Below are 22,730 nucleotides of genomic sequence, written 5' to 3'. Positions count from 1 at the left end.
TTACCAAAAATGAATTTTTATTGAAAATAATTCAATAACCAGCACTTTTAGGGCGCAAATATTAACAAATGTCAAAAAAAGAGTGTGTGATTTTAAGAAATTGAAAATCAATCAATTTTTAAAAAACGTTTTATTCTTGGATTATCTCTAAGGTTTGTTGCTGGTTTTTCAAAAAAGCGATACAAAAGATATGAAAGTAAAAAAGTAATACCCCAATATAAAAACGTATACGCCCATAATTGAAACCCCACTAAACTTTCAGAAGGGAAAATTACTTTTAAGCATTGTAAGATTACTGTATAATGAAGTAAATAAACGGGATAAGAAATAATACTTAACGTAGTAATTGTTTTCCTAATTGAATTGCTAGTTGTTTTCAGTTTTAATAATTGAGGAAACAATAAACATAAACCAATTGAATTAATTGGTAAAAAAAGCAATATCATAAAACCTTGAACGGTTTCAATAGTTAATCCAAAAAAGCCTCTAAAAATATATAGAAATAGTAGTAAACTTAGGCCTACCCAAAATAAGCCTAAACTGTATTTAGCAATTTGGTTTTTGTATTTTTTATATAAGTAATAAAGTAAGAATCCATAATAAATAGCATCTAGACGATAGATTAATACTTTTCTTATGGTTTCATTCCAATCTTCTAAATCGGTCAAGGTTTCATTCAGGTAAAAGTATAGCCTAGATAAATTAAAAATCAAGATAATTAAAAGTGTAACCCATAAAAATAGTTGCGATCTTTTTTTAGCTGGAGCTATTAGTATTAAAAAGTAAAGCAGTAAAGGTCCCAAAAGGTAGGAAAATTGCTCTACAGAAAGTGTCCAAGAGATTCTGTAAAAATAGGAGTTTGTACGTTCACTTACATTTTGAATAAAAAAGAAGTACTGGTATAACTTCTCTGGTATCTTATTAAAAATAACATACCAAACCAGAATATTGATAGAGAGCACTAAGTAATAGTTGGGTAGAGTTCTAAACCACCTTCTAATTAGAAACTTCTTAATATTCTTAAAAGAAAAGCTAGGTTTTTCAATTTCTTTAAGTACAAGCATACCAATCAAAAAACCACTTAAAACAAAAAATATCTCTACACCAATGGTAGGAGTAATACGAAAAATTGTTTCTAAAAAATTTGGGTAATTATCTCCAATCCAAAGTGTATGTCCAAAAAGAACAAAAAGGCTGGCAGTAGCCCTTAATACATCTAAACCAAAGTTTCTTTTTGAATAATCAATATTCATTAACTACGCATTATGAGTAGTCATCTAAAGTACTAAATTAAAATAAACTGTGTATAATCTCTTCAATAGAGAGTCCTTCGGCTTCAGCTTTATAGTTTTTAATAAGTCTGTGGCGAAGAATACCCGTAGCAACTCGTTGCACATCTTCAATATCTGGTGAGAATTTGCCATGCAAAGCCGCATGTGCTTTAGCGGCCAAAATTAGGTTTTGAGATGCTCTAGGCCCTGCTCCCCAATCCACATAATTTTTAATTATTTCTGGAGCTGCTTGACTCTTAGGGCGTGTTTTACCAACCAAAGTAACAGCATACTCAATTACATTATCTGCAACTGGTATTTTTCTAATTAATTTTTGAAAATCGATTATTTCTTGTGCCGTGAATAATGAATCTACTTTTTTGGTCTCTCCAGTTGTTGTAGTTTTTACCACTTCTACTTCTTCAGAAAAAGATGGATAGTCTAAGTTTACCGCAAACATAAACCTATCTAATTGTGCTTCTGGCAGAGGATATGTTCCTTCTTGCTCTATTGGATTTTGTGTAGCCAAAACGAAGTAAGGCAAATCTAATTTGTAATGTTGCCCAGCTACAGTAACTGCTCTTTCTTGCATAGCTTCTAGTAGCGCAGCTTGTGTTTTTGGTGGTGTTCTATTAATCTCATCTGCTAGTATAATATTAGAGAATATTGGCCCTTTAATAAACTTAAACTCTCTATTATTATCTAAAATTTCAGACCCTAAAATATCACTAGGCATTAAATCTGGAGTAAATTGAATTCTTTTAAATTTTAAACCAAGTGCCTGTGCTATTGTGTTTACCAATAGTGTTTTAGCAAGGCCGGGAACTCCAATTAATAAAGCATGGCCTCCAGAAAAAATAGATAGCAATACCTCATCAACTACTTGGTCTTGACCAACTATTACTTTTCTAATTTCTTTTTTTAAGAAAGTATATTTATTTACAAGCTGTTCTACAGCGGTAACGTCTGACATAGTGTAGTATTATTGATTTAACCAATTACTAGAAAACTCACAATCATGGTAATCCTCATTGACATTGATATATGTTTCTTTTACTTTTTTATCTTGCCACTCTTTGATTGCCTCTATTTGTTTTTCTTTTAATGCAAGTTCTTTAATCTTCTCGTAATCTTTGGAGTAATCTGCTCTATGCTCTTCATATCTATTGGTTAACGTAAGGATTTTAAAGCTACTTTTTCCTGTGTAATCTCTATCTGAATACACTTTTGATACTTCTCCTTTTTTAAGGTTATAAACATAAGCGCTTAATGCAGGATCCATTTTTGTTAAGTCAAAGCGAGTATCTCCAGTAACGGGATTTACTAACTGGCCTCCATTATTTCTAGTTTCTTTTTCATCTGATGAATTTCTAGCAGCTTCTGCAAAAGTAACCTCTCCGTTTACGATTTTTTCTCTAATAGCCTCAATTTCATCTTTAGCTTTGTCTATAGTTATCTGTGTTACTTCTGGAAATAAAATAATATGTCTTACATCTACTTCTTGACCTCTTACTTTATCTATATAAAGAATATGGAAACCAAATTCAGTTTCAAAAGGCTCACTTACTTCTCCTTCTAGCAAAGAGAATGCCTTATCCTTGAACTCCTTGGCAAGTGGTGATGTTCTAGTAACCCCTTCTATTAAGCCACCTTTTTGAGCAGTACCATCCTTGGAATATAAAACAGCTTTTGTAGCAAAACTAGCTCCATTATCAACGATATCTGCTCTAATTTCTCGGAGTCTTTCTATAACAGCATCTCTCGCTTCTTTAGTAACTTCTGGTTCTATAACTATTTGCGCTACTTCTACTTCGGCACTAAATATGGGTCTTTCATCTTCTGGTATGGAAAAGAAAAACTCTCTAGTTTCTTCTGGAGTAATTTCTACATCCTCAACAACTTTACGTTGCATTTCGCTTGCAAGTTTGATTGTTTTATTTACTTCAAATAACTCAGATTTAAGTTCTGCTATATTATTTTTTCTATAATATTTAGCAACTTTATCTGCATCACCAAGCTCACTAATCATATAATCTAATTGTTGGTCTATTTGAGCATTAATTTCAGCATCACTTACTACAATACTATCCTGTTTAGCATGATGCGCATACAACTTATCTTCTAATAATTTTCCAAGTAGTTGGCAACGTGATACATTTTCAATAGATATACCTTGAGATTGTAACTCAATATACCCTTTATCAATGTCTGTATCTAATACAACGTAATCACCAACAACGGCAGTAACTCCTTCAGCTTTATATCTTTTAAAGGGAGCTTTAACTGTATCTTTTTTGGTTATTGAATTTAAAGTTTCTGTAGTAGATTTTGCTACCCCAGTACTATCTGGAACTACAACTTCTTGCGCTAGTAATTGTCCTACACAAACTACTAGAGTTATAACATTTGTTATTAATATTTTAATATGTTTCAAATTTTCTGTTTTTAATCGCATCTTTCTTTATATCAACTTCTAATTTTTTAATAAGCTCTAATTTTCGCTTATTAATTATTATTTGTTCTATTGTTGGTTTTATATACTCTAACGGAGCAATATCATTGTTATTTAAAACATCTTTAATATGAATCAAATATACCCCTAATGAGTCTTTTAATTGTAAATTATTTCCTTTTTTTAAATCACTAGAGTTAAGAGTTTCCAAAGAAGGTATCTTTTCTGAAATCACTTTCTTTTTTACCCAAATAGAGTCATTAAAATTTTGGTCTTTAAACTGAATGCTTTGGTTAATTAGTTCTTCTTGGTCTTCAGTATTAAAACGAGTAAATTTTTGGTTCGTTACAGAAATATCTGAATAATTAGGTGGTAATACTATATATCTAATCTTTAGTAACTCGTCATTAAGCAAAAAATTTTCTTTGTTTAATTCATAATAATCTAGAAATTCTTGACTAGATACTGTTGAGTCTAATTGCTTATTTACAATTACGTTTTTATAGGCTTCTGTATATAAGTCATTCCTATAATCGTTTACTAACTTATTATACTCATCTTGAGTTTGAGGTGATAAGTTAATCTTGGCCTGATCTATGAGTAATTTTTGGGTAGCCCACCTATTAATATAATTACTCACAATAAGGGTACTATCTTCTCTTGAGGTATTGTCTGTAATTAACGCTTCTATATCTTCTTGATATAAGTAAGAGTCATTAACTCTAGCTACAGGAATTCTAGTTTCATCTTGTTTAAGATAGTCACAAGATTGTAATAGTAAAGCAGTTAAAAAAAGTACAAAAAACCTCATTATGACTTATACTCTTTTATAATTTTTTTTAATGCCTTTTTATTGATATTAACCTTGTACTTATCTCTAAGTTTTTCAAGCCATTGCTCTTCTATATAGTTTTGATAATCACTCATAACTTTACCTCTAATTTTACTAAGCTCTTTTTGGCTTGATGGGATAATATTTTTTGTTTTTACCACAATATAGGCATCATTCTCCTCAATAATGTCTGAAATACCAATAGATGGTTTATAGTTATTGGGAAGGCTAGCATTATCTACTTCAAATACATTTGAGGTAAGTATAACATTAACTTTATCATTATTCATTAACTCTTTTACTTGCTCTCCAGTTTGATTTTCAAGTAATTTTTGAGCTTTTTTTGCTAATGATTCAGTTTGAGCAGTAATAATATCTACATCTACTCTTTTTTTCCATCTATAATTATCTTTTACTTTATTGAAGTAGTTTTCAAGACCAACACTATCTTTTTTTGCTTTGTCCCATACATTATTGTTCATTACATCAAAAATTAATAGTCCATCTCTATATTCAGAAATTGTAGCTGCATATTCTTCGTTTTGTTTTTCAAGGTCTTTTCTAAAATAAATTTTAAGTTCTTGTGTTTCAAACTCATCATAAAAAGACTTTAATAATTCATTCTTCTCACTATGTGGACGTATTCTCAACTGTCTCTCATAAATAAAATCAGCAAAGTCAGAATAAAAAACTTCATGATCTCCAATAATGAATAGCTTCTTATCATCCTCTTTTGAAATTGGCTCTTTTCTCCATCTTCTTTTTAAAACTGAGTCTGTTACATATTCGCTAAAAAAGGGCAAATAACTATTAATTTTTTTAAACCCATATTTTTGCTTAATGCTGTTATTTACCGTATTTGTAATTATTTTGGCTCTATTACCACTTCTTACTCTCTTTTCTATTTCAACCTTTCTCTCTTCAAAAGTTTTGATTGGAAGTTCTTCTTTAAACTTAATTATATGCCACCCAAATTCAGTTTTAAATGGGTTAGATATTTTATTGTCAACTGATAGCTTATAGGCTTCAGTTTCGAATTCTTTTGATCTTAACTCCCCTTTTGTAAAAGGTTTCAATTCTCCTCCTTTTTTTGCTGAATTTCTATCATCTGAAAATTGCTTAGCTAGACTTTCAAAAGATTCTCCTTGCTGAATTAGTTGATATATTTCATTAATACGCTGTTCTGCATCAAAGGTTTTAGGTCCTTTCTTTTCAGAAATCATAATATGAGAAACTAAAATTTCTGGAGCCTTTTTTCTTCTATCAGTAACCTTAATTATATGATACCCGTAACGGGTTCTTACAATATCTGAAATTTCTCCAACTTTGGTATTATAGGCAGTAGTTTCAAAAGGGTAAACCATTACTAGCGCACTAAAGTATCCTAAAAAACCAGATTGTTTATCAGCGTTAGGTTCTTCTGAATACTTTCTTACTAACTCATTAAAGTCTTCTCCATTAACTGCTCTCTTTCTAAGCTCTTTTATTTTATTATAGGCCGCTAAAGTATCTTGTGGGCTACTTGATTCTATGCGTATTAATAAATGAGAAGCTTCAATTTCGTCTAAACTCCTTTCATAAGCTTCGCGAGCTACATCCTCTGCAACTTTATCTTCATAAAGGTAATTGCTTGATAATTGCTCTTGATATATTAAAAGCTCACTTCTATATGATTGTTTTTTGTGTAATTCCTGTGCATACGCTTCTGCAACTTTTAACTTGTAATCAATAAACAAATCTAAATACCCCATGACCGATTTTTGAGATTCATCTTTTACTAAGTCAAGGTTTTTTTGGTATACTCTTTTAAATTCACTTACATAAACAGGCTTATTGTCTATAGTTAATAACTCTTCCTTTTTGTTTTGAGAATAAATACTCGAGACACAAAAAGTTAGCAAAATAATTACTATGAATTTTCTTATCATTACAATATTATTTAATGGATGTAAGGAGTTTGCAAAACTAACAAAAAGCATGCCTTATGCAAAACTATTATACTAACGATAAGAGTTTTTAATTGTTACGTTTAAATAACTAGTATTTATAAAAAATGTAACTTGCAAATACTAAAGTTTTAAATTATGAAATACACAACAGAGATTGTAATTAACTTACCCAGAGAGGAGGTTATAAAAAAATTGGATAGTCCCGAAAATATGAAACATTGGCAAAGAGGGCTAATTAAGTACGAAATACTAAAAGGCACGCCAGGAAAAGAGGGCGCACAAATGAAACTTGAATATAAAATGGGTAAGAGAGATATGGTTTTAACTGAAACCATTCTTAAAAATAAGTTTCCTGAAGAGTTTCATGCCACGTATGACGCCAAAGGTGTTCATAATATCCAACAGAATTATTTTACAGAATTAGAAAATGGCAAAACAAAATGGATATCTAAAAGTGAATTTCAATTTGCTGGTTTTGGAATGAAATTGATGGGTTTTTTAATGCCTGGAGCTTTTAAAAAACAGTCACTTAAATATCTTACAGATTTTAAAAACTTTGCTGAAAAAGGAACATCTGTTTCCGAAGAGAGCTAATGAAGGAAAAAATCAAACTCCTTTGGGACTTTAGAGGTCCCAATGCGCAAAAAATTGCACAGCATCATGTAGTTCATTTAAAAGAATACATAACACTAGAAAAGCTAGAAGATACAACCGCCTCTTTTGAAGATGTTTCTAATATGTATGCAATTGCTTTTATTATTACTAGAAAACAATACTTTGATAAATTAAAAAACGCTTTAAAGCCCCATCGTGGCCAAGTATATAAGGAAACAAAATAATCTTATTGCAACATCTGGTTAATTATAAAGTCTTTATCTAGAATATTTGTAGTTTTGCATCCATTATTAAAAAATATCTTATGAAAATTATTAAAGTACTTTTTCTATTTGTCTGTATTACAGGTTTTGCACAATCTAAAGTAGGCACTATAAATGTAGATTACATATTATCTAATATGCCAGAGCTTAAAGCTGTACAAGCAGATTTGGATAAGTATAGTAAGGAGCTAGATGCAGATTTAAAGGTGAAAGTTGATGCTTACCAAAAAGCACTTAAAGACTATCAAGATAGTCTAGCAACATTTACAGATGAAGTAAAAAAGCAAAAACAAAAAGAGATATTAGCTCAAGAATCTGATATTAATAAATTCCGTCAAAACGGAGCGCAATTAATTAATATTAAGCAAGATGAGTTACTACGCCCATTATACCAAAAAATAGGAATTTCCTTAGAAAAGGTTGCTCAAGCAGGTAATTACACACAAGTATTACAGTCTAACGAGACTATTGCGTATTTTGACCCTAATTTTGACTTAACACTTGCAGTTATACAAGACCTGGGAATAGTACTTCCTACTTCTGAAGAAAATAAAAACTAAAAAATCTACCTACTATAGTTAGGAGCTTCTTTAGTAATAGTCACATCATGTGGATGACTTTCATGAATTCCAGATGATGTGATTTTTACAAACTTCCCATCTGTTTTAAGTGTTTCTATATCCTTAGCACCACAATACCCCATACCGGCACGTAATCCACCTATAAATTGTGTCATACTTTCTAGTAATTCACCTTTATAAGGAACTCGTCCAACAATACCTTCTGGTACCAGTTTTTTAATATCATCTTCTACATCTTGAAAGTATCTATCTTTTGACCCTTGTTTCATTGCTTCAACAGAACCCATACCTCTATAAGATTTAAACTTTCTTCCTTCATAAATAATTGTTTCACCCGGAGACTCTTTAGTACCAGCTAGCAATGACCCTAACATTACTGTATCTGCACCAGCTGCAATAGCTTTGGGAATATCTCCTGTATATCTAATACCTCCATCTGCAATAACAGGAACACCACTTCCTTTTATTGCTTCTGCTACTTCTAACACAGCAGAGAATTGAGGAAAGCCTACTCCAGCCACGACTCTAGTAGTACATATAGAACCAGGTCCAATTCCCACCTTAACTGCATCTGCCCCAGCCTCGACCAAATATTTTGCAGCATCACCTGTCGCTATATTTCCAACTATAACTTCTAATTCTGGGAATTTTTCTTTTACTGATTTTAAAACAGAAACCACACCCTTAGTATGCCCATGTGCAGTATCAATTATTACAGCATCTACTTGAGCGTTTACTAGTGCCTCTGCCCTATCTACCGCATCGCCTGTTACTCCAAGAGCTGCCGCAACCCTAAGACGACCATATTGGTCCTTATTGGCATTAGGTTTCTGTGTAAGTTTTGTTATGTCTCTAAATGTAATAAGACCAAGTAGCTTTCCATTATCTTCTACAACAGGGAGCTTTTCAATTTTATTTTCTTGAAGAATAACCTCAGCTTGCTTTAAAGATGTTCCTTTACCAACCGTGACCAAATTTTCTGAAGTCATAACTTCACTAAGCAAGCGGCTGTAGTTTTTCTCAAAACGCAAATCACGATTTGTTACAATTCCAATTAAAATACCAGCATCGTCCACTATTGGGATTCCTCCAATACTATACTCACGCATTGTATTCTGGGCATCTCTAACAGTATGCTTACTTGTAAGAGTAACAGGATCTTGAATCATTCCGCTTTCAGCACGTTTTACTTTACGTACTTGAGCTGCTTGTTGCTCAATTGTCATGTTTTTATGTAAAACACCTATACCACCTTCACGGGCAATAGCAATAGCCATAGCACTTTCTGTAACTGTATCCATTGCTGCAGAAACAATAGGAACATTGAGGGTAATGTTTTTTGTAAACTTGGTTTTAATAGAAACTTCTCTGGGTAGAACTTCAGAATAGGCAGGAACTAATAATACATCATCGTAAGTTAATCCTTCTCCTAAAATTTTATTTTCGTGTGCAGTCATCGCAATTAAATTATCTTCCGAAGAACCGAAAGTAGTTAAGTATTAATTGCGTGCAAATATACAACTAATAATGGAATAAGCACTTATTAATACTGTTGCAACATTTTGCTCTATTCTTAATAAATCTAAATATAAAATACACTATAAGAGCAATTTAGATTGTTTCTTAAAGACTTGCTTAGTAGTTTTAGATAAATTAAAACTTAAAAAAATGGCTATTAGACTTGCAAATAACTGTAGTAATTGTGAAAACTTATTAGACGGAAACCTTTGTACAAAACATAAAGTGATTGTAAACGCACATTACACTTGTAATAATTTTGAAATGAAATCACTAGATGAACGCAATTGTGTAACATGCTCTAGGTATGAGGAAAGCGATTGCGCAAACCCTACCAAGGCTGCACCGGGAATGTTATGCGCTTCTTGGGCACCACAAACACAAGCAAATGCCTAATTTTTTATAATTTAAACTGTAACGTAGTATAAAAAGTAATAGGTTCTGCTGGAATAATACCAGGCCCTGGATATCCAGTAGCCCTTCTTGTAAAATAAGATTCATCGAATAAGTTACTTACACCAGCTTCTAGTTTCCATTTTTTATAAGTATAAGAAGTAGAAAAGTCCAGCACTCCATACGCAGGGATGCTTCCTTCGATACCGCGTTGATTGTCATTAACATCTTGAGGAGCATTTGTTGCATCTGTAAATTGCTCTCCTATGTAAGAATATTGTAGACTAGCAAGCCAATTTTTAAATCCAAATGTAGCTCCAGTTTTCAAGTTTATTGTGGGAATAAACTCTACTTTATTGCCCACCACATTTGATTCTTCAGAAGCTAAGTACTCTGAGTTTGTAAGAGCGAGGTTTGTGAAAAAATTAGTTCGAGTAGCAGTACTATTTTTAAAAAAAATTTTTTGAATATTCCAATCTGCAAAAAACTCTAAACCATAGATAAAAGCATCTCCAATATTGCCTCTTTTTCGTTTTATACTACCATCTGTATCTTCAAATAATACTTCTCCTAATCTATCATCGTAACGTAATCCAAAAACACTAACATCATAAGACAAAAGACCATTTAAAGTTCCTCTAGTTCCAAAGTCCATAGTAAATCCTTCTTCATCTTTTATATTTTCATCAATTACAAAAGATGGATTTACAATTCTAATATCATTAAAAGTTACTGAACGGTAATTCTGGCTCAAATTGGCGTATACCTCCAAAGATTTATTTACTTTATACGTAGTTCCTAAACCTAACAAGAAGAAATCTCTATCAAAGGTTCTATTATCCGGAATTTCTTCATTCAAAATTACATTACCAGCGAGGTCCAATACAATATTTTTAAAAAAACCCTCACTTTCAGTTTTAATTTTTTCCCAACGTATTCCTGGTGTTACAGAGAATTTATTAGAAATATTAAAAACATTTTCAGCAAAGAATGCTAGATTTTTATTTGGAAAGGTGAAACTTGCTTGTCTTTCAAAATTAGGAAATTCTTCATCTTGAAACGTAAAGTCAGGGCCTACACCATCACTTCCAGGACCTTGACGCTGATCATTTTCTGCATTATAGTACTTTGAACCCAATAGAAGTATTGACTCGTCATTAAAAAGGTTATATCTAGTAAGCACACGACCTTCTAACCCCCAATTAGAAAAGTTATCTACTAACAGTTCCCTAGCACCATTATCATCAGGTTGTGACACTCTATTTTGTCTAAATCCTACAGCACTTCGAGTAGCATCTAACCCAAAAACTTGAAAACTAGCATTAGTTTTAGAAGAAAATTTATGTTCCAATCGCAATGAATAAACTTTCCAATCTATATCAAACCAGTTTCGGTCTCTATTTGTAAAGCTTGGGTTCTCATTAAACTGAACATCTGTAAGTCCACCTGCTTGCTGTGCTAAATAGTTAAATAATGTTAGTTCTCCTTCAATTTTTGTGTTGCTTGAAAGTTGGTACCCAACATGTGCAAAATAATTTCTCGCTGAAAAATTTGAATTATCTCTCCAACCATCGCCCTCTTTATAATTAAAGTATGTGTAGTAACTAAAATCACCTACTGTTCCGCTTAAACTATTAAAAGAAGTAATTAGATTATATGAACCAAGTGTTTGCCGTGATGTCCACTCTATCTTTTTTGTAGGATTGGGGCGCTTCATTTTAAAATTAATAAGTCCACCAAACTGCGTTCCGTATTGTAGTGATGCTGCTCCACGAACAATTTGTATCTCTTGTAGTGCTTCGGCAGGAGGTGTGTAATAACTTTCAGGATACCCTAATACATCTGCACTAATATCATAATTGTTTTGTCTAATATTAAAATTTGCAGATCGATTGGGGTCTAAACCTCTTCCTCCAATATTTAATTGTAAACCAGCATCACCATTTTCATAAATATTAAGTCCAACTACTTGGCTGTATACTTGTCGTGGTGCATTAACAGCTAAGTTGGCTACTAAGTTATCTACCACAACAACTTCACTTTTTTTACCTGCATATACCGCAGTTCCTTCTACTTGACGTAACTGCTTTAATGCAAATATCTTTTCTTTTCGTTTTGTAATTACAACTTCTGAAAGTTGAGCGGCTAAAAGCGGTAACTCAAAAACTACAGTTGTATTTTCTGAAATTGAAATAACTTTTTCTATAACCTCATACTCAAAAGAAAAAACAGCGATAGTATAACTACCTTCTGAAAGATTATTAAAACTAAAGTTTCCTGAAGCGTCTGTCTTTGTAGAAATACCAAGCGTGGTTAAAAATACTTCAGCATTAGTAATAGAAGAATTATCTGTTTTTGAAAGTACTTTTCCAGTAATAGAAAATTGAGCAAAACATGGTAAAGAAAGCCAGAAAAATAGCAGTAAAAAAGATAATCTTTTTGTGATGTTGTACATATTACAATCCTTTAATTTCATCATTAAATTTTAAAATCCAATCCTTATGTTTAAAGGACTCTCTTTGTTTTAAAAGGTCAACTTCTGGGTTTATATATAGCTGACTTAATCTACCATTTAGTGCTACATAGCTCTCAACAAAAACAGCAATGTTCTCATGCCCTTCTTTGTTGAAATGGTCTCCTAAAAATTGAGCATATTGCAAAATAAAATCGGGCTGCGTGCTCATTTGCTTTTCTTGAAAAGGTGTTAAAAAATCCGAATTGTCAACAAAAAACTGTTTCCCACTTACGGTGTCTTTAATTTTAAACTGTGCATACCCTGCTTTCTCCATAAGCATCACTCGCCAAGAGAAACGGTACCCTTCTTCCGTCCAGAATAATTCGCCCGGATAAGCTAAATATCGCCAGGGAAATATTAATTGAACTATAAAAAAACAACATACTATAAGGATCACTCCTTTACTTTTAAGCTGATATTTTTTTATTGAAATAGTTTTAAGTTGATTAGCACCTATCATAAAAGTTTTTGCTATAAATCTTAATATTTTATCATGTACATTACTGTCAAAAAAGATAAGCGCACTTACAATCATGATGTAAGGAAACATCCCAATTGGAAATAAAACTCGCGTTAATACATGAAAGATTACTACCAAACCAAAAGCAAACCAACGTGTTGGTTTACATAGCAATAAAAAAGGAATTAATAAATCATACAATGCACCACTCCAACTAAAGGTATAATGCAACCACTCTTGCTGTAATACGCTACCTAGTAATGGAATATCATATTTAGACGGCAACCAAATTTTTAAAGGCATAGCATTAAAAAGCCAGTCACTATTAAGTTTTGCAAGGCCTGCATAGAAGTAAACAACAAAAAGAAGAAGTTTAATACTATCTATTGTCCACTTTGGGACATGTGTAAAAAAAATCTTAGGATTTATTTTTGAATCTAAAGAAAAGTAAGCGTTGGCAGGTAAAAAAATAAGTAAAAAGCTAAGAATACTTATAAAATAGTAGTGATTAAGGTAGGTAGTTTTATCAAGTAACTCTATGTATGTAAAGCTAAGAAAGAAAGTGATTATTGCTATTCTATACTTATATCCAACCGCAACAAAAAGTGCCGAAAGACCACAAAGGGCAAATAATAAATACGTATATATGCCAGGAGATTGAACCCATTCAAAGCCATAGTACTTAAAAAAATAAGTAGGATTAATGTACAGTTTATCAATCCAACCTTTACTCCAAAAACGTACAATACTAGCACACATCATGACACCAAAGAAAATACGAAAGACCGCAAGAGGAGCGGCCTTCGTATAGGTGTTAAAGTATGTATTCTTTGTTTTACTCATTAATCACCATCTGCATCTACAAAATCCACATCAATACTTAGTGCTTGTAGCATATCTACTTTAAGTAAAACAACATTACGCTGTAACTCATCGTAAGTTGAAAGAAACTGACCGTTGTTTGTTTGAATTTGAGTAACAAAATTGTTATCCAAACCATTTATAGCATTCCGAGCAGTATCAAATTGGTTATTAATCAATGCACTTAAATCTTCTCCATTTTTAATAGTGTTTAAAAAATCAAGATAAGATTGTAAACTTTCTCCTTGAGTATTAGTATTTGCGCTTTTTCCGTTAAAGAAGTTTTGTGTTGCTGTTAATGCCTCAAGCAATAATTGTTTAGAAATATCTTTTCTGTAAAAAGCTTCTACATTTCCTGGAAGTGGCTCACCAGAGAACACTCCTGCTGGAATCCCAACTTTACCGGCTCTTAAAGCCTTTTCATAATAAAAAAGATAATCGTTTACTAATTTATCAACAGAACCATTTGCAGAAGATCCCGTGTTAGAAACAAAAGTAGTCCTGTAATTTGTAACCCAATCGTCTAAAACTGTTGTTGTAAGTGAAACTATTGCAGTTGAAAGGTTTAAAAGGTAGGCTTTGTAGTTACTTGCATTAGCATTTGTAGTATAAAACGAAAGTATCTCTTCATCTGTTGTTCCAAGTCCATGTAATAAATAATCCATTGCTGGGAAACCTTGCGCATCTATTGTAGATGGTAAGGAAAAATCATAATTACCATCTGCAATTAATTGTTCTATTTCTGAAGTATTAGTGGGATATACGTTTAATCTATTACGAAAATTAATTTCTTCTGCTTTGGCAATTTCAAACATTGAAACTTTTTGAAACTCTAGGTATGTATTTAACCATTCAGCTCTTAATGATTGTAATCTACTTACTGAAGGAGCATCTGTAAAAGAAATAACTTCAGAATTTAGATTTTCAGTAGCTGTTTTAAAATTAGTGTAAGACGGGATAATAATATTATCTGCCCAGTTCACTAGCATCGCTCCTCTATCAAAATTATCCTGTTGTGCATCATTACTATCATCACCAGAGGAACAAGCATAAACAACAATAGCAGCAAGAAACAGTATTAAAATTTTAAACGTATTGTTCATTTTCAATTTTTTTGCAAAATTATTAAAACTAGCTAGCATTTTGGTTTGAAATTACTAGTTAGTTTTATGACTAATTCGGTTTTTATTAGTTAGTACTTCCTGCCTGTGCTACAGTAAAGTCAAACTTTGCTGCAATAGCCTCAGAAATACTATCAAGTGTTGCTGGTGTCACATCCCAAAGACCGTTTGCACCATCATTCATTAATTGAGATATATAACTATCTACTTCGGTTCTTGTAAAGAAAGGTTCGTTAGTATTTGGGTTTCTTGTAAAACGCAAGCTATACACAAAGCCATAACCTTCAGAAAGGTCATGGAAAGCAGCTCCCATATCCCCATTTTGAACAGCGTTTTTTCCCTGTTGAAGGTAATAAATAGCTCTAATTGCAATCACTTCAGAAATCTTTTGTCTAACAATTGCTGCTTGCTCATCACGAACTTCATAGTTTTTGGCTACTATTGCTGCCCTTCCTAGTTTTAGAGCATCATATACCTCTTGTGCTATTCCAGCAAAATCTGTATCACCTTCTACTCTACCCAAATACTTATTTAAAAAGCTATCATCATCTCCAACAGTTGTTATAGGGTTTGCAGTATCTGTAGATGCTCCAAAAAGATAACCATATGCCTCATCCCACTTATGCTCCATAGTTGTATACACTTTACCTTCAGCAGGAATATCGTTATCATTGTCAGAAACATTAGTAGCTTCATCTAAAACTGAAGTACTCAAATAATTATTTAGCATTTGGTCTACCATAAGAGCTCCAATAAGACCTTTAGCAAAGGTTTGGTTCATTTCTAATCCCTTTCCAGTTACATAACGTGTAGAAGACCCATCTGCAATTTGTCCTGCAACTCCTGGAGACGCATTTGTCATTTCATTAGGGTAAACTTCGTTAATCTGAGTAGAAATGTATCCATCAAAAGTTTCTTTTATTAATGCAGCCTCAGAAGTATTAGCACTAAAGTAGTCTCTAGATGCAGCGGTTTTACTTCTCATACTTTTATCACTAGCATTAAGCTCAGTATCACTAAAATCGTTTGCTCCTTCTTGATGATTAAACATGTTTAATAACGATGTCTCTGTAGATACACCAAAATCGTTAAATGCGCTTACAGTTTCTTCAGACATTGCGATACGTGTAGTTTGACCACTAAATGAAACTGTTGATTCACCGTTTCGAGTAAATGTATAAGTTAATGGCGCTTCAACTTGATTAATATCATCGCTATTGTCATCATCAGACGAACATGAGGTTAAAAAAAGCGTTGGAACAGCTAAGAATAATAGTATCTTTTTCATTTAAATTTTATTTAGACTGAATATAAATAGTATATTAATTTTCAGCAAAAATAAAAACCCTTTCTAGTTTACACAAGACTATTTAGAATAAATTTAAATAAACTTAATGTTAAAATTTGAAGGTGTCTGATTATAAATTACTTAGATGAAACTTCCAATTCGGATTTGTATTGAAGTCTAGCAACTGTTGCCCATTGAAGTAACTGGGTCATTTCTTCTTCGTTAAGTGTGCCATGAATCCAAGTATAGCTATCTAAGGGCATATGACCCTCTTCTACTTCTTCGATAAGTTCTTCTAACTTGTGATCTTTCTTTTTAACTGAATAGCTCTCCCATTCTGACACATTAAAATCGCCTTTGCCATGTTCTACATGTTCTTCTAACCAAAATGAAACAGGTGCAATTTCTGCATACCATGGATATCTAGTTTGATTGCTATGACAATCGTAACAATTTTCTTTTAAAATAGTGGCTACGGCTGCTGAAGGCTTTGTGTCTTTCTCAAAAGCCATAACAGTATCATAACCTTGTTCATTCTTATCTGGTCTTATAAATTGTATTACAACAAGTGCTGCAAGCGCAACTAATAAGAAGTACTTTACTATTTTTTTAATCATGGTTTACATATTTAATAAACGCAAAAATAAAATTTATTTAGAATTATTCTAATTAAATTTTAGTTAATAGATTTTAAATATTCAATTACAGCTTTTCTAACATCTGCAGCTGCTTCATTTTCTGAAGGTTCATATACTTCAAGAATACCAACGTTATCTTTTGTTAAAAAGGGAATATCAAAACCCTTCAATAAAAAATCACTCATAGCGATAGTATATACTTTTTCAGTATCAATTTCCATTGGACCTACATTCCAACCATACGTTTCATTTTCAGTAATGTTATAGCGTTGTAAGTAAGCACCTGTCCCTCCTTTAGATTTACCATAGTCTAATACTTCTTTAAGTAAAGCTCCAGATATTTTTACTTTTAAAACATGCCCTCCAAAGGGAAGCACCCTAAATATGTCCATACTTGTAACATCACCACTCAATTGGTCATCGATACGTATAGAACCTCCATTTACTATAGCTGCATCTACTTTTGAATTAAATGAGAGTGCCATAGCATGAGTAATAATTTCTCCAAGATTGGTTTGCACTCCCCTACTCGCGCTATCTGTTCCATCTAGCGGTATTGTTGCTCTGTAAATAACTTCGTAAGGGTCTGCTATTACTTCTTTTATTTTTTCTTCAAGTATTACATTCCATTTATCGACAATTGCTTTAACTTGAGGGTTTGAAGGTGTTGTATCATCAATTGGTACTAATTGAGAATCAACATTTAATTGTTTTGTAATAGTGTTATAAACTAATGTGTGAACATATACAGTTTTTGCATTAGCATCTGCTTTTGCAACAACTCCATTGTTTGTAGGAACTAGCATATTATTATGTTCATGCCCTCCCATTACAAGCTTTAGTTCAGGGATTTTGTTAGCAAGTGCTACATCTTGTTCTATTTCCAAATGCGTAAGTCCTACAGTAATATCAACAGAATCTTTAATGACTGTATAGGCTTTTTGAGAATAGTCATAAATATCTCCGTAAAAAACGTAGTCCTTAGGATTTGATGGGATTGTACTCCCAACAAAACCAATACTTATATTTGTTCCGTCTTCATCAACTGCATTTAGTGTGTAATTAAACGCAACATTTCCCCTACCTGAAACAAAAGATTGAGCAACACTATCTTTTTTTTGAAATGTGTTAGAACTCATCCATTGAAAAGTAGATTCATCCAATCGTTTTTGTAAATCTGCTTCATCAATATCAAATTCATGATTACCAAAAGTGACTAATGTAAAATCCATGGCGTTCATTACTTCAATCATTTGTTTTCCATGTATGCGCTCTCCATTTAACTTTACAGTACCTAATAAAGAGGGGTTTAAAAAGTCACCAGCCATAAACAAATAGGTGTTAGGATTTTCTGCTTTAATTGAATCCCTTACATAGGCTACGCGGGACATCCCACCATATTTACCTCCGCTTAGTGGCGCTATTTCGTAAACATCGTTTACTTGTACAAACTTTAAGGTTATACTACCATCATCCTTTTGTTTTTGGACGACATTTTTAGTTGTTGAGCATCCAATAAAAAGAAGTGATAATAGTAAAAATTTAAGAAAATTCATTTTAATGATATTTGGTAAATATTTTTGTTGCTTCGTTATGAGCACTTTCAAAAGACATAGGGTTAATATCGTTATTTGCTTTTTCAGTAGTAAAATAGCTGAGCATTTTTTCAGTAGGCATATTACCGGTAAGATCATCTTTTGCCATGGGGCATCCACCAAAACCTTGTATTGCTCCGTCAAAACGATAACACCCTGCTTTGTAGGCTGCATCTATTTTCTCATGCCATGCAGTAGGAGTTGTATGTAAATGTGCTCCAAACTCTATCGCTGGATATTTCGGAATTAAATTTGAAAATAAATAATCTATAATCTCAGGAGTTGAAGTCCCTACAGTATCACTAAGGGATAAAATTTTTACTCCCATTGCAGCAAGTTTTTCTGCCCAATCACCCACAATATCTACATTCCATGGGTCTCCATAGGGATTTCCAAATCCCATTGAAAGATAAGTGACAACTTCTTTATTGTTTGCCTCAGCAAGTTCCAGTATTTGTTTTAATACCTCAATAGATTGTGCAATGGTTTTATGAGTGTTTCTCATCTGGAAATTTTCAGATATAGAAAATGGATACCCTAAATACTGAATCTCGGGATGTTTTACAGCATCTTGCGCACCCCTTACGTTTGCCACGATTGCCAATAACTTACTTTGCGTAGTAGATAAATCTAATTGTGAAAGTACTTTTGCAGTATCTACCATTTGTGGAATAGCCTTAGGTGAAACAAAGCTACCAAAGTCTATAGTATCAAATCCGCAGCGTAGTAAGGACTGGATGTATTGTACCTTTTTCTCAGTTGGAATCCAATCTTTTATACCTTGCATCGCATCACGAGGACACTCTATAAGTTTAATTTTTTGCATCTCTGTAAAGATACATTTTTGATTTACGATTTGCGAGTGTACTTTTTAAAAAATCAAGGAATTAATATATAGATTGCAGTTCCTACAAAAACAACTATTTGAAGCCATTTTAAAACAACTCCTATTTGCTTATTCGTTTTTAAGAAGCTCGAAATAGAACCCGCTAAAATGGCAATTGTACTAAAAGTTAAAAAAGAAACTGCCATAAAAGTGCCTCCTAAAATAAAGATTTGGTAGACGGTACTATCTGAGGTATTCCAAATAAACGCAGGGAAAAAGGCCAAGAAAAAAATCATAACCTTTGGGTTTACCAAGTTCATAAAAACACCTTGTTTAAACAAACTCCAATGGGATTTTTTAGGAGCGTCTTCAGTAAAAATAATAGAAGCATCACTTTTATATACTTTATAGGCAAGAAATAACAAATACAATGCTCCTATCACTTTAATACCATAAAATAATGCTTGAGAAGCTATAATTATTGCAGAAATACCAAAAGCCAATAACGTTGTATGAACAATACAACCACTTATTAAACCAGCGGTTGTAGCAATACCACTTTTAGTACCATTTACCAAAGATTGTGTGAGTACATAGATGTTATCTGGTCCAGGAGAAACAGCCAAGGCAAGTGTTGCTAGCGAAAAAGACAAAAGCGTTTCAAACATTTTTTAAAAATATGTGTTTTTTATGTAAGAAGGCACAGTTATTGTTGTCTATTATAAAAAAGTAAAAAGATGAAACAAATTATACTTCTTACAATATGCATAGGTATTGGTTTTTTAGGATTTTCTAATAACCAAAACCTTAATGAATTAAATAATAGTTTGTTGCACATTTCTAGTGTTTCTGAAGTGCTTAACCAAACTCCAAAAATATCCGTCTACCCTAATCCTACCACATCAAAAATTACAGTATCAAGTGCTACTGTATCATTAAAAACAGTTTCCTTATTTGATGTTTTGGGTAAAAAAGTAACAACTGTTTTTGCTAATAATGGCAAAGCTGTAGAATTAAATATGGAGGATTTTTCAAGCGGAGTTTACATTATGCAAATTACAGATGCAAACAATACAATCCATACCAAAAAAGTAGTAAAGCGTTAAAGAAGTGCCTTATTAATATCCCCAATTAATGATGGGCCCTCGTAAATGAAGCCGGTGTAAAGTTGAACTAAACTTGCTCCGGCTTTTATTTTTTCTAAAGCATCTTCTGCACTATGTATACCTCCAACTCCTATAATAGGGAACGCATTGTTACTTTTTTCTGAAAGAAACCTAATAACTTCTGTAGCTCTTTCTCTAAGTGGTTTTCCACTCATTCCACCTACTTCTATTTTATTTTCTGAAGTTAAACCATCTCTAGAAATTGTGGTATTTGTCGCAATTACACCATCTATTTTTGTTTCTGAAACAATATCTATAATATCCAATAGCTGCTCATTAGTTAAATCTGGAGCAATCTTTAATAAAATTGGTTTCTGTTTACTTTCCCCTTTCTGGATAGAAATTGCCTTATTTTCTTCTTGTAGTCTTAGTAATAATTTAGTGAGTGGTTCTTTATCCTGTAACGCCCGTAAATTTGGAGTGTTTGGAGAGCTAACATTCACTACAAAATAATCTACGTAATCATATAATTCAGTAAAACAGATAAGATAATCCTGTACTGCACTTTCGTTAGGCGTAACCTTGTTCTTTCCAATGTTTCCACCAATAATCACATGCCCTTTTTCTCCAGTCTTTTTATTTTTCTTTAAGCGCTCTACAGCTTCTACAACACCTCCATTATTAAAACCCATTCTATTAATAAGTGCTTGATCTTCTTTCAACCTAAAAAGTCTTTTCTTAGGATTTCCAGCTTGAGGTTTTGGAGTTACTGTACCAATTTCAATAAAACCAAATCCAAAATTAGAAAGTTCTTTATATAGCTTAGCATCCTTATCAAAACCGGCAGCTAAACCCACAGGATTAGGAAATATAAGCCCAAATACCTCTCGTGATAGTGAAGGATTATTTTTAGCGTACATACTTCTGAAAATGCTACCAAAACCAAGTGCCGAAAGCATTCTTATAATTGAAAAAGTAGTATGGTGAATTTTTTCAGGGTCAACCGAAAAAAGTAAAGGCCTAAGAATAGATTTGTACATGAAAATTAATTTCTGCTGCAAAAATAACACTAAACTTGTAACTATTATTTTGAATATGTTTTATTTTGTAGGCTACTATACATAAACCTCTTTTTTTTACTAAAAAACAAAAATATCTACCCAAAAATGATAGACAAACAAAAACTCATTAACCGCTTTATAAGTTATGTGACTGTAGATACAGAGAGCGACCCAGAAAGTAACACAACACCGAGTACTGCAAAACAATGGGACCTTGCCAATGCACTTGTTGAGGAACTTAAAGAAATAGGGATGCAAGATGTTACCATAGATGAGAATGCCTACATTATGGCCACCTTACCAAGTAACATTGATAAAGAAGTGCCCACGATAGGCTTTATCTCTCATTTTGATACCACTCCAGACTTTACGGGCAAAGATGTAAATCCACAGATTATAGAGAATTATAGTGGCCAGGATATTGTACTTAATGAAAAAGAAAACATAATTCTCTCACCTAATGATTTTGAAGACTTACTTCTATACAAAGGACAAACACTTATCACAACAGATGGCACAACGCTGTTAGGAGCAGATGACAAAGCTGGTATTGCAGAGATTATTTCGGCAATGGAGTATCTTATAAAGAATCCTGAAATACCACATGGGAAAATTCGGGTAGGTTTTACACCAGATGAAGAAATTGGTCGCGGAGCTCATAAGTTTGATGTCTCAAAGTTTGGTGCAGATTGGGCATACACTATGGATGGAAGCCAAATTGGAGAATTAGAATATGAAAACTTCAATGCTGCTGGTGCTGTCGTTACAGTAAAAGGGAAAATAGTGCATCCGGGCTATGCTAAAGGTAAAATGGTAAACAGCATGTACATTGCTACAGACTATATAAACTCGCTGCCCAGACTTGAAACACCAGAACATACTGAAGACAGACAGGGTTTTTTCCACCTTTACAGTATAAAAGGAGAGGTTGATAGTACTAAGCTACAGTATATTATTAGAGACCATGACAGAGAACAATTTGAAGCTAGAAAAGAAATGATGTTGAAATTGGCAAGTGAGCTTAACAGTCAGTTTGAGAAAGAAATTATTACTGTTGAAATTAAAGATCAATATTTTAACATGCGCGAAAAGATTGAACCCGTAATGCATATTGTTGACATTGCAGAAGAAGCAATGAAGGAAGCAGGCATTACACCTTTAATTAAGCCTATTAGAGGAGGGACAGATGGTTCTCAACTTAGTTTTATGGGACTACCATGTCCAAATATTTTTGCTGGAGGACACAACTTTCATGGAAGATATGAATACATCCCAGTAGAAAGTATGCAAAAAGCAATTGAAGTGATTGTAAAAATTTCAAAATTAGTAGCAACTAAGTAAATAAAAAAAGCCTCGCATTGCGAGGCTTTTTCTTAGGTTGTTAT

At 32.6% G+C, this 22,730-nt stretch carries 21 protein-coding genes; 6 read left to right on the top strand and 15 right to left on the bottom strand.

From position 1 onward, the window contains the following. Positions 1 to 107: 107 nt before the first annotated feature. The 5 genes from RM538_RS01730 to RM538_RS01710 are packed head-to-tail and all read right to left on the bottom strand — an operon-like array spanning position 108 to position 6,483. Complete coding sequence (locus tag RM538_RS01730) at positions 108 to 1,253, bottom strand: acyltransferase family protein (RefSeq protein WP_311331667.1); 1,146 nt, start codon at positions 1,251 to 1,253, stop codon at positions 108 to 110. A 37-nt stretch (positions 1,254 to 1,290) separates the two neighbouring features. After that, entirely contained in the window at positions 1,291 to 2,244 is a 954-nt protein-coding gene (locus RM538_RS01725) for an AAA family ATPase (RefSeq protein WP_311331666.1), read from the bottom strand. A gap of 9 nt (positions 2,245 to 2,253) precedes the next feature. Beyond that, positions 2,254 to 3,705 (bottom strand): peptidylprolyl isomerase, encoded by a 1,452-nt coding sequence (locus tag RM538_RS01720; RefSeq protein WP_311331665.1) that lies wholly within the window; start codon positions 3,703 to 3,705, stop codon positions 2,254 to 2,256. Next, a complete protein-coding gene (locus tag RM538_RS01715) occupies positions 3,692 to 4,534 on the bottom strand; it encodes a peptidyl-prolyl cis-trans isomerase (RefSeq protein WP_311331664.1) in 843 nt (280 codons plus the stop codon). The genes RM538_RS01720 and RM538_RS01715 overlap by 14 nt, the downstream gene beginning before the upstream one ends. After that, complete coding sequence (locus RM538_RS01710; protein ID WP_311331663.1) at positions 4,534 to 6,483, bottom strand: peptidylprolyl isomerase; 1,950 nt, start codon at positions 6,481 to 6,483, stop codon at positions 4,534 to 4,536. The genes RM538_RS01715 and RM538_RS01710 overlap by 1 nt, the downstream gene beginning before the upstream one ends. Positions 6,484 to 6,639: 156 nt before the next feature. Between RM538_RS01710 and RM538_RS01705 the strand changes: the two genes are divergently transcribed. The 3 genes from RM538_RS01705 (at position 6,640) to RM538_RS01695 (ending at position 7,942) form a co-directional block, all read left to right on the top strand. Continuing rightward, the gene (locus RM538_RS01705) at positions 6,640 to 7,098 is read left to right on the top strand and encodes an SRPBCC family protein (RefSeq protein WP_311331662.1); all 459 of its coding nucleotides are present in this window, start codon (positions 6,640 to 6,642) and stop codon (positions 7,096 to 7,098) included. Beyond that, positions 7,098 to 7,343, top strand: a complete 246-nt coding sequence (locus tag RM538_RS01700; protein ID WP_311331661.1) for a hypothetical protein — start codon at positions 7,098 to 7,100, stop codon at positions 7,341 to 7,343. Before RM538_RS01705 ends, RM538_RS01700 begins: the two co-directional genes overlap by 1 nt. Before the next feature lie 80 nt (positions 7,344 to 7,423). Continuing rightward, a complete protein-coding gene (locus RM538_RS01695; protein WP_311331660.1) occupies positions 7,424 to 7,942 on the top strand; it encodes an OmpH/Skp family outer membrane protein in 519 nt (172 codons plus the stop codon). Between the two features lie 5 nt (positions 7,943 to 7,947). On the opposite strand, the gene guaB is transcribed toward RM538_RS01695, so the two are convergent. Then, entirely contained in the window at positions 7,948 to 9,420 is a 1,473-nt protein-coding gene (gene guaB / locus RM538_RS01690) for an IMP dehydrogenase (protein WP_311331659.1), read from the bottom strand. Positions 9,421 to 9,631: 211 nt separating this feature from the next. On the opposite strand from guaB, the gene RM538_RS01685 reads away from it, so the two are divergent. Then, entirely contained in the window at positions 9,632 to 9,877 is a 246-nt protein-coding gene (locus tag RM538_RS01685) for a hypothetical protein (RefSeq protein WP_311331658.1), read from the top strand. 4 nt (positions 9,878 to 9,881) lie between these two features. Here RM538_RS01685 and RM538_RS01680 read toward each other — a convergent pair whose 3' ends face one another. From RM538_RS01680 to RM538_RS01645, 8 genes are all read right to left on the bottom strand, one after another. Next, positions 9,882 to 12,353, bottom strand: a complete 2,472-nt coding sequence (locus RM538_RS01680; protein ID WP_311331657.1) for a TonB-dependent receptor domain-containing protein — start codon at positions 12,351 to 12,353, stop codon at positions 9,882 to 9,884. Next, a complete protein-coding gene (locus RM538_RS01675) occupies positions 12,331 to 13,692 on the bottom strand; it encodes an HTTM domain-containing protein (protein WP_311331656.1) in 1,362 nt (453 codons plus the stop codon). Before RM538_RS01675 ends, RM538_RS01680 begins: the two co-directional genes overlap by 23 nt. Next, positions 13,692 to 14,813, bottom strand: coding sequence for an imelysin family protein (locus RM538_RS01670; RefSeq protein ID WP_311331655.1), 1,122 nt, complete (start codon positions 14,811 to 14,813; stop codon positions 13,692 to 13,694). The genes RM538_RS01675 and RM538_RS01670 overlap by 1 nt, the downstream gene beginning before the upstream one ends. Positions 14,814 to 14,898: 85 nt before the next feature. Next, positions 14,899 to 16,119: a DUF4856 domain-containing protein gene (locus RM538_RS01665; RefSeq protein WP_311331654.1), complete on the bottom strand. Its 1,221-nt coding sequence runs from the start codon at positions 16,117 to 16,119 to the stop codon at positions 14,899 to 14,901. Between the two features lie 137 nt (positions 16,120 to 16,256). After that, positions 16,257 to 16,736 carry a heme-binding domain-containing protein gene (locus RM538_RS01660; RefSeq protein WP_311331653.1) on the bottom strand — a complete coding sequence of 160 codons (480 nt, stop codon included), beginning with the start codon at positions 16,734 to 16,736 and terminating at the stop codon, positions 16,257 to 16,259. A gap of 59 nt (positions 16,737 to 16,795) precedes the next feature. Next, positions 16,796 to 18,313, bottom strand: a complete 1,518-nt coding sequence (locus RM538_RS01655; protein ID WP_311331652.1) for a bifunctional metallophosphatase/5'-nucleotidase — start codon at positions 18,311 to 18,313, stop codon at positions 16,796 to 16,798. A gap of 1 nt (position 18,314) precedes the next feature. Further along, a complete protein-coding gene (locus RM538_RS01650; protein WP_311331651.1) occupies positions 18,315 to 19,178 on the bottom strand; it encodes a hydroxymethylglutaryl-CoA lyase in 864 nt (287 codons plus the stop codon). A gap of 53 nt (positions 19,179 to 19,231) precedes the next feature. Then, positions 19,232 to 19,846: a LysE family translocator gene (locus RM538_RS01645; protein WP_311331650.1), complete on the bottom strand. Its 615-nt coding sequence runs from the start codon at positions 19,844 to 19,846 to the stop codon at positions 19,232 to 19,234. A 69-nt stretch (positions 19,847 to 19,915) separates the two neighbouring features. On the opposite strand from RM538_RS01645, the gene RM538_RS01640 reads away from it, so the two are divergent. Then, the gene (locus RM538_RS01640) at positions 19,916 to 20,284 is read left to right on the top strand and encodes a T9SS type A sorting domain-containing protein (protein ID WP_311331649.1); all 369 of its coding nucleotides are present in this window, start codon (positions 19,916 to 19,918) and stop codon (positions 20,282 to 20,284) included. Here RM538_RS01640 and RM538_RS01635 read toward each other — a convergent pair. Next, positions 20,281 to 21,324, bottom strand: coding sequence for a quinone-dependent dihydroorotate dehydrogenase (locus tag RM538_RS01635; protein ID WP_311331648.1), 1,044 nt, complete (start codon positions 21,322 to 21,324; stop codon positions 20,281 to 20,283). The genes RM538_RS01640 and RM538_RS01635 overlap by 4 nt on opposite strands. Positions 21,325 to 21,450: 126 nt before the next feature. On the opposite strand from RM538_RS01635, the gene pepT reads away from it, so the two are divergent. Then, positions 21,451 to 22,686, top strand: a complete 1,236-nt coding sequence (gene pepT, locus RM538_RS01630) for a peptidase T (protein WP_311331647.1) — start codon at positions 21,451 to 21,453, stop codon at positions 22,684 to 22,686. The last annotated feature ends 44 nt before the right edge of the window (positions 22,687 to 22,730 follow it).

Origin of the sequence: Patiriisocius hiemis, from assembly GCF_031846325.1 — a bacterium.
In the GTDB taxonomy this organism is placed as follows: domain Bacteria; phylum Bacteroidota; class Bacteroidia; order Flavobacteriales; family Flavobacteriaceae; genus Patiriisocius_A; species Patiriisocius_A hiemis.
This window is presented reverse-complemented; position numbering and strand designations above follow the sequence as displayed.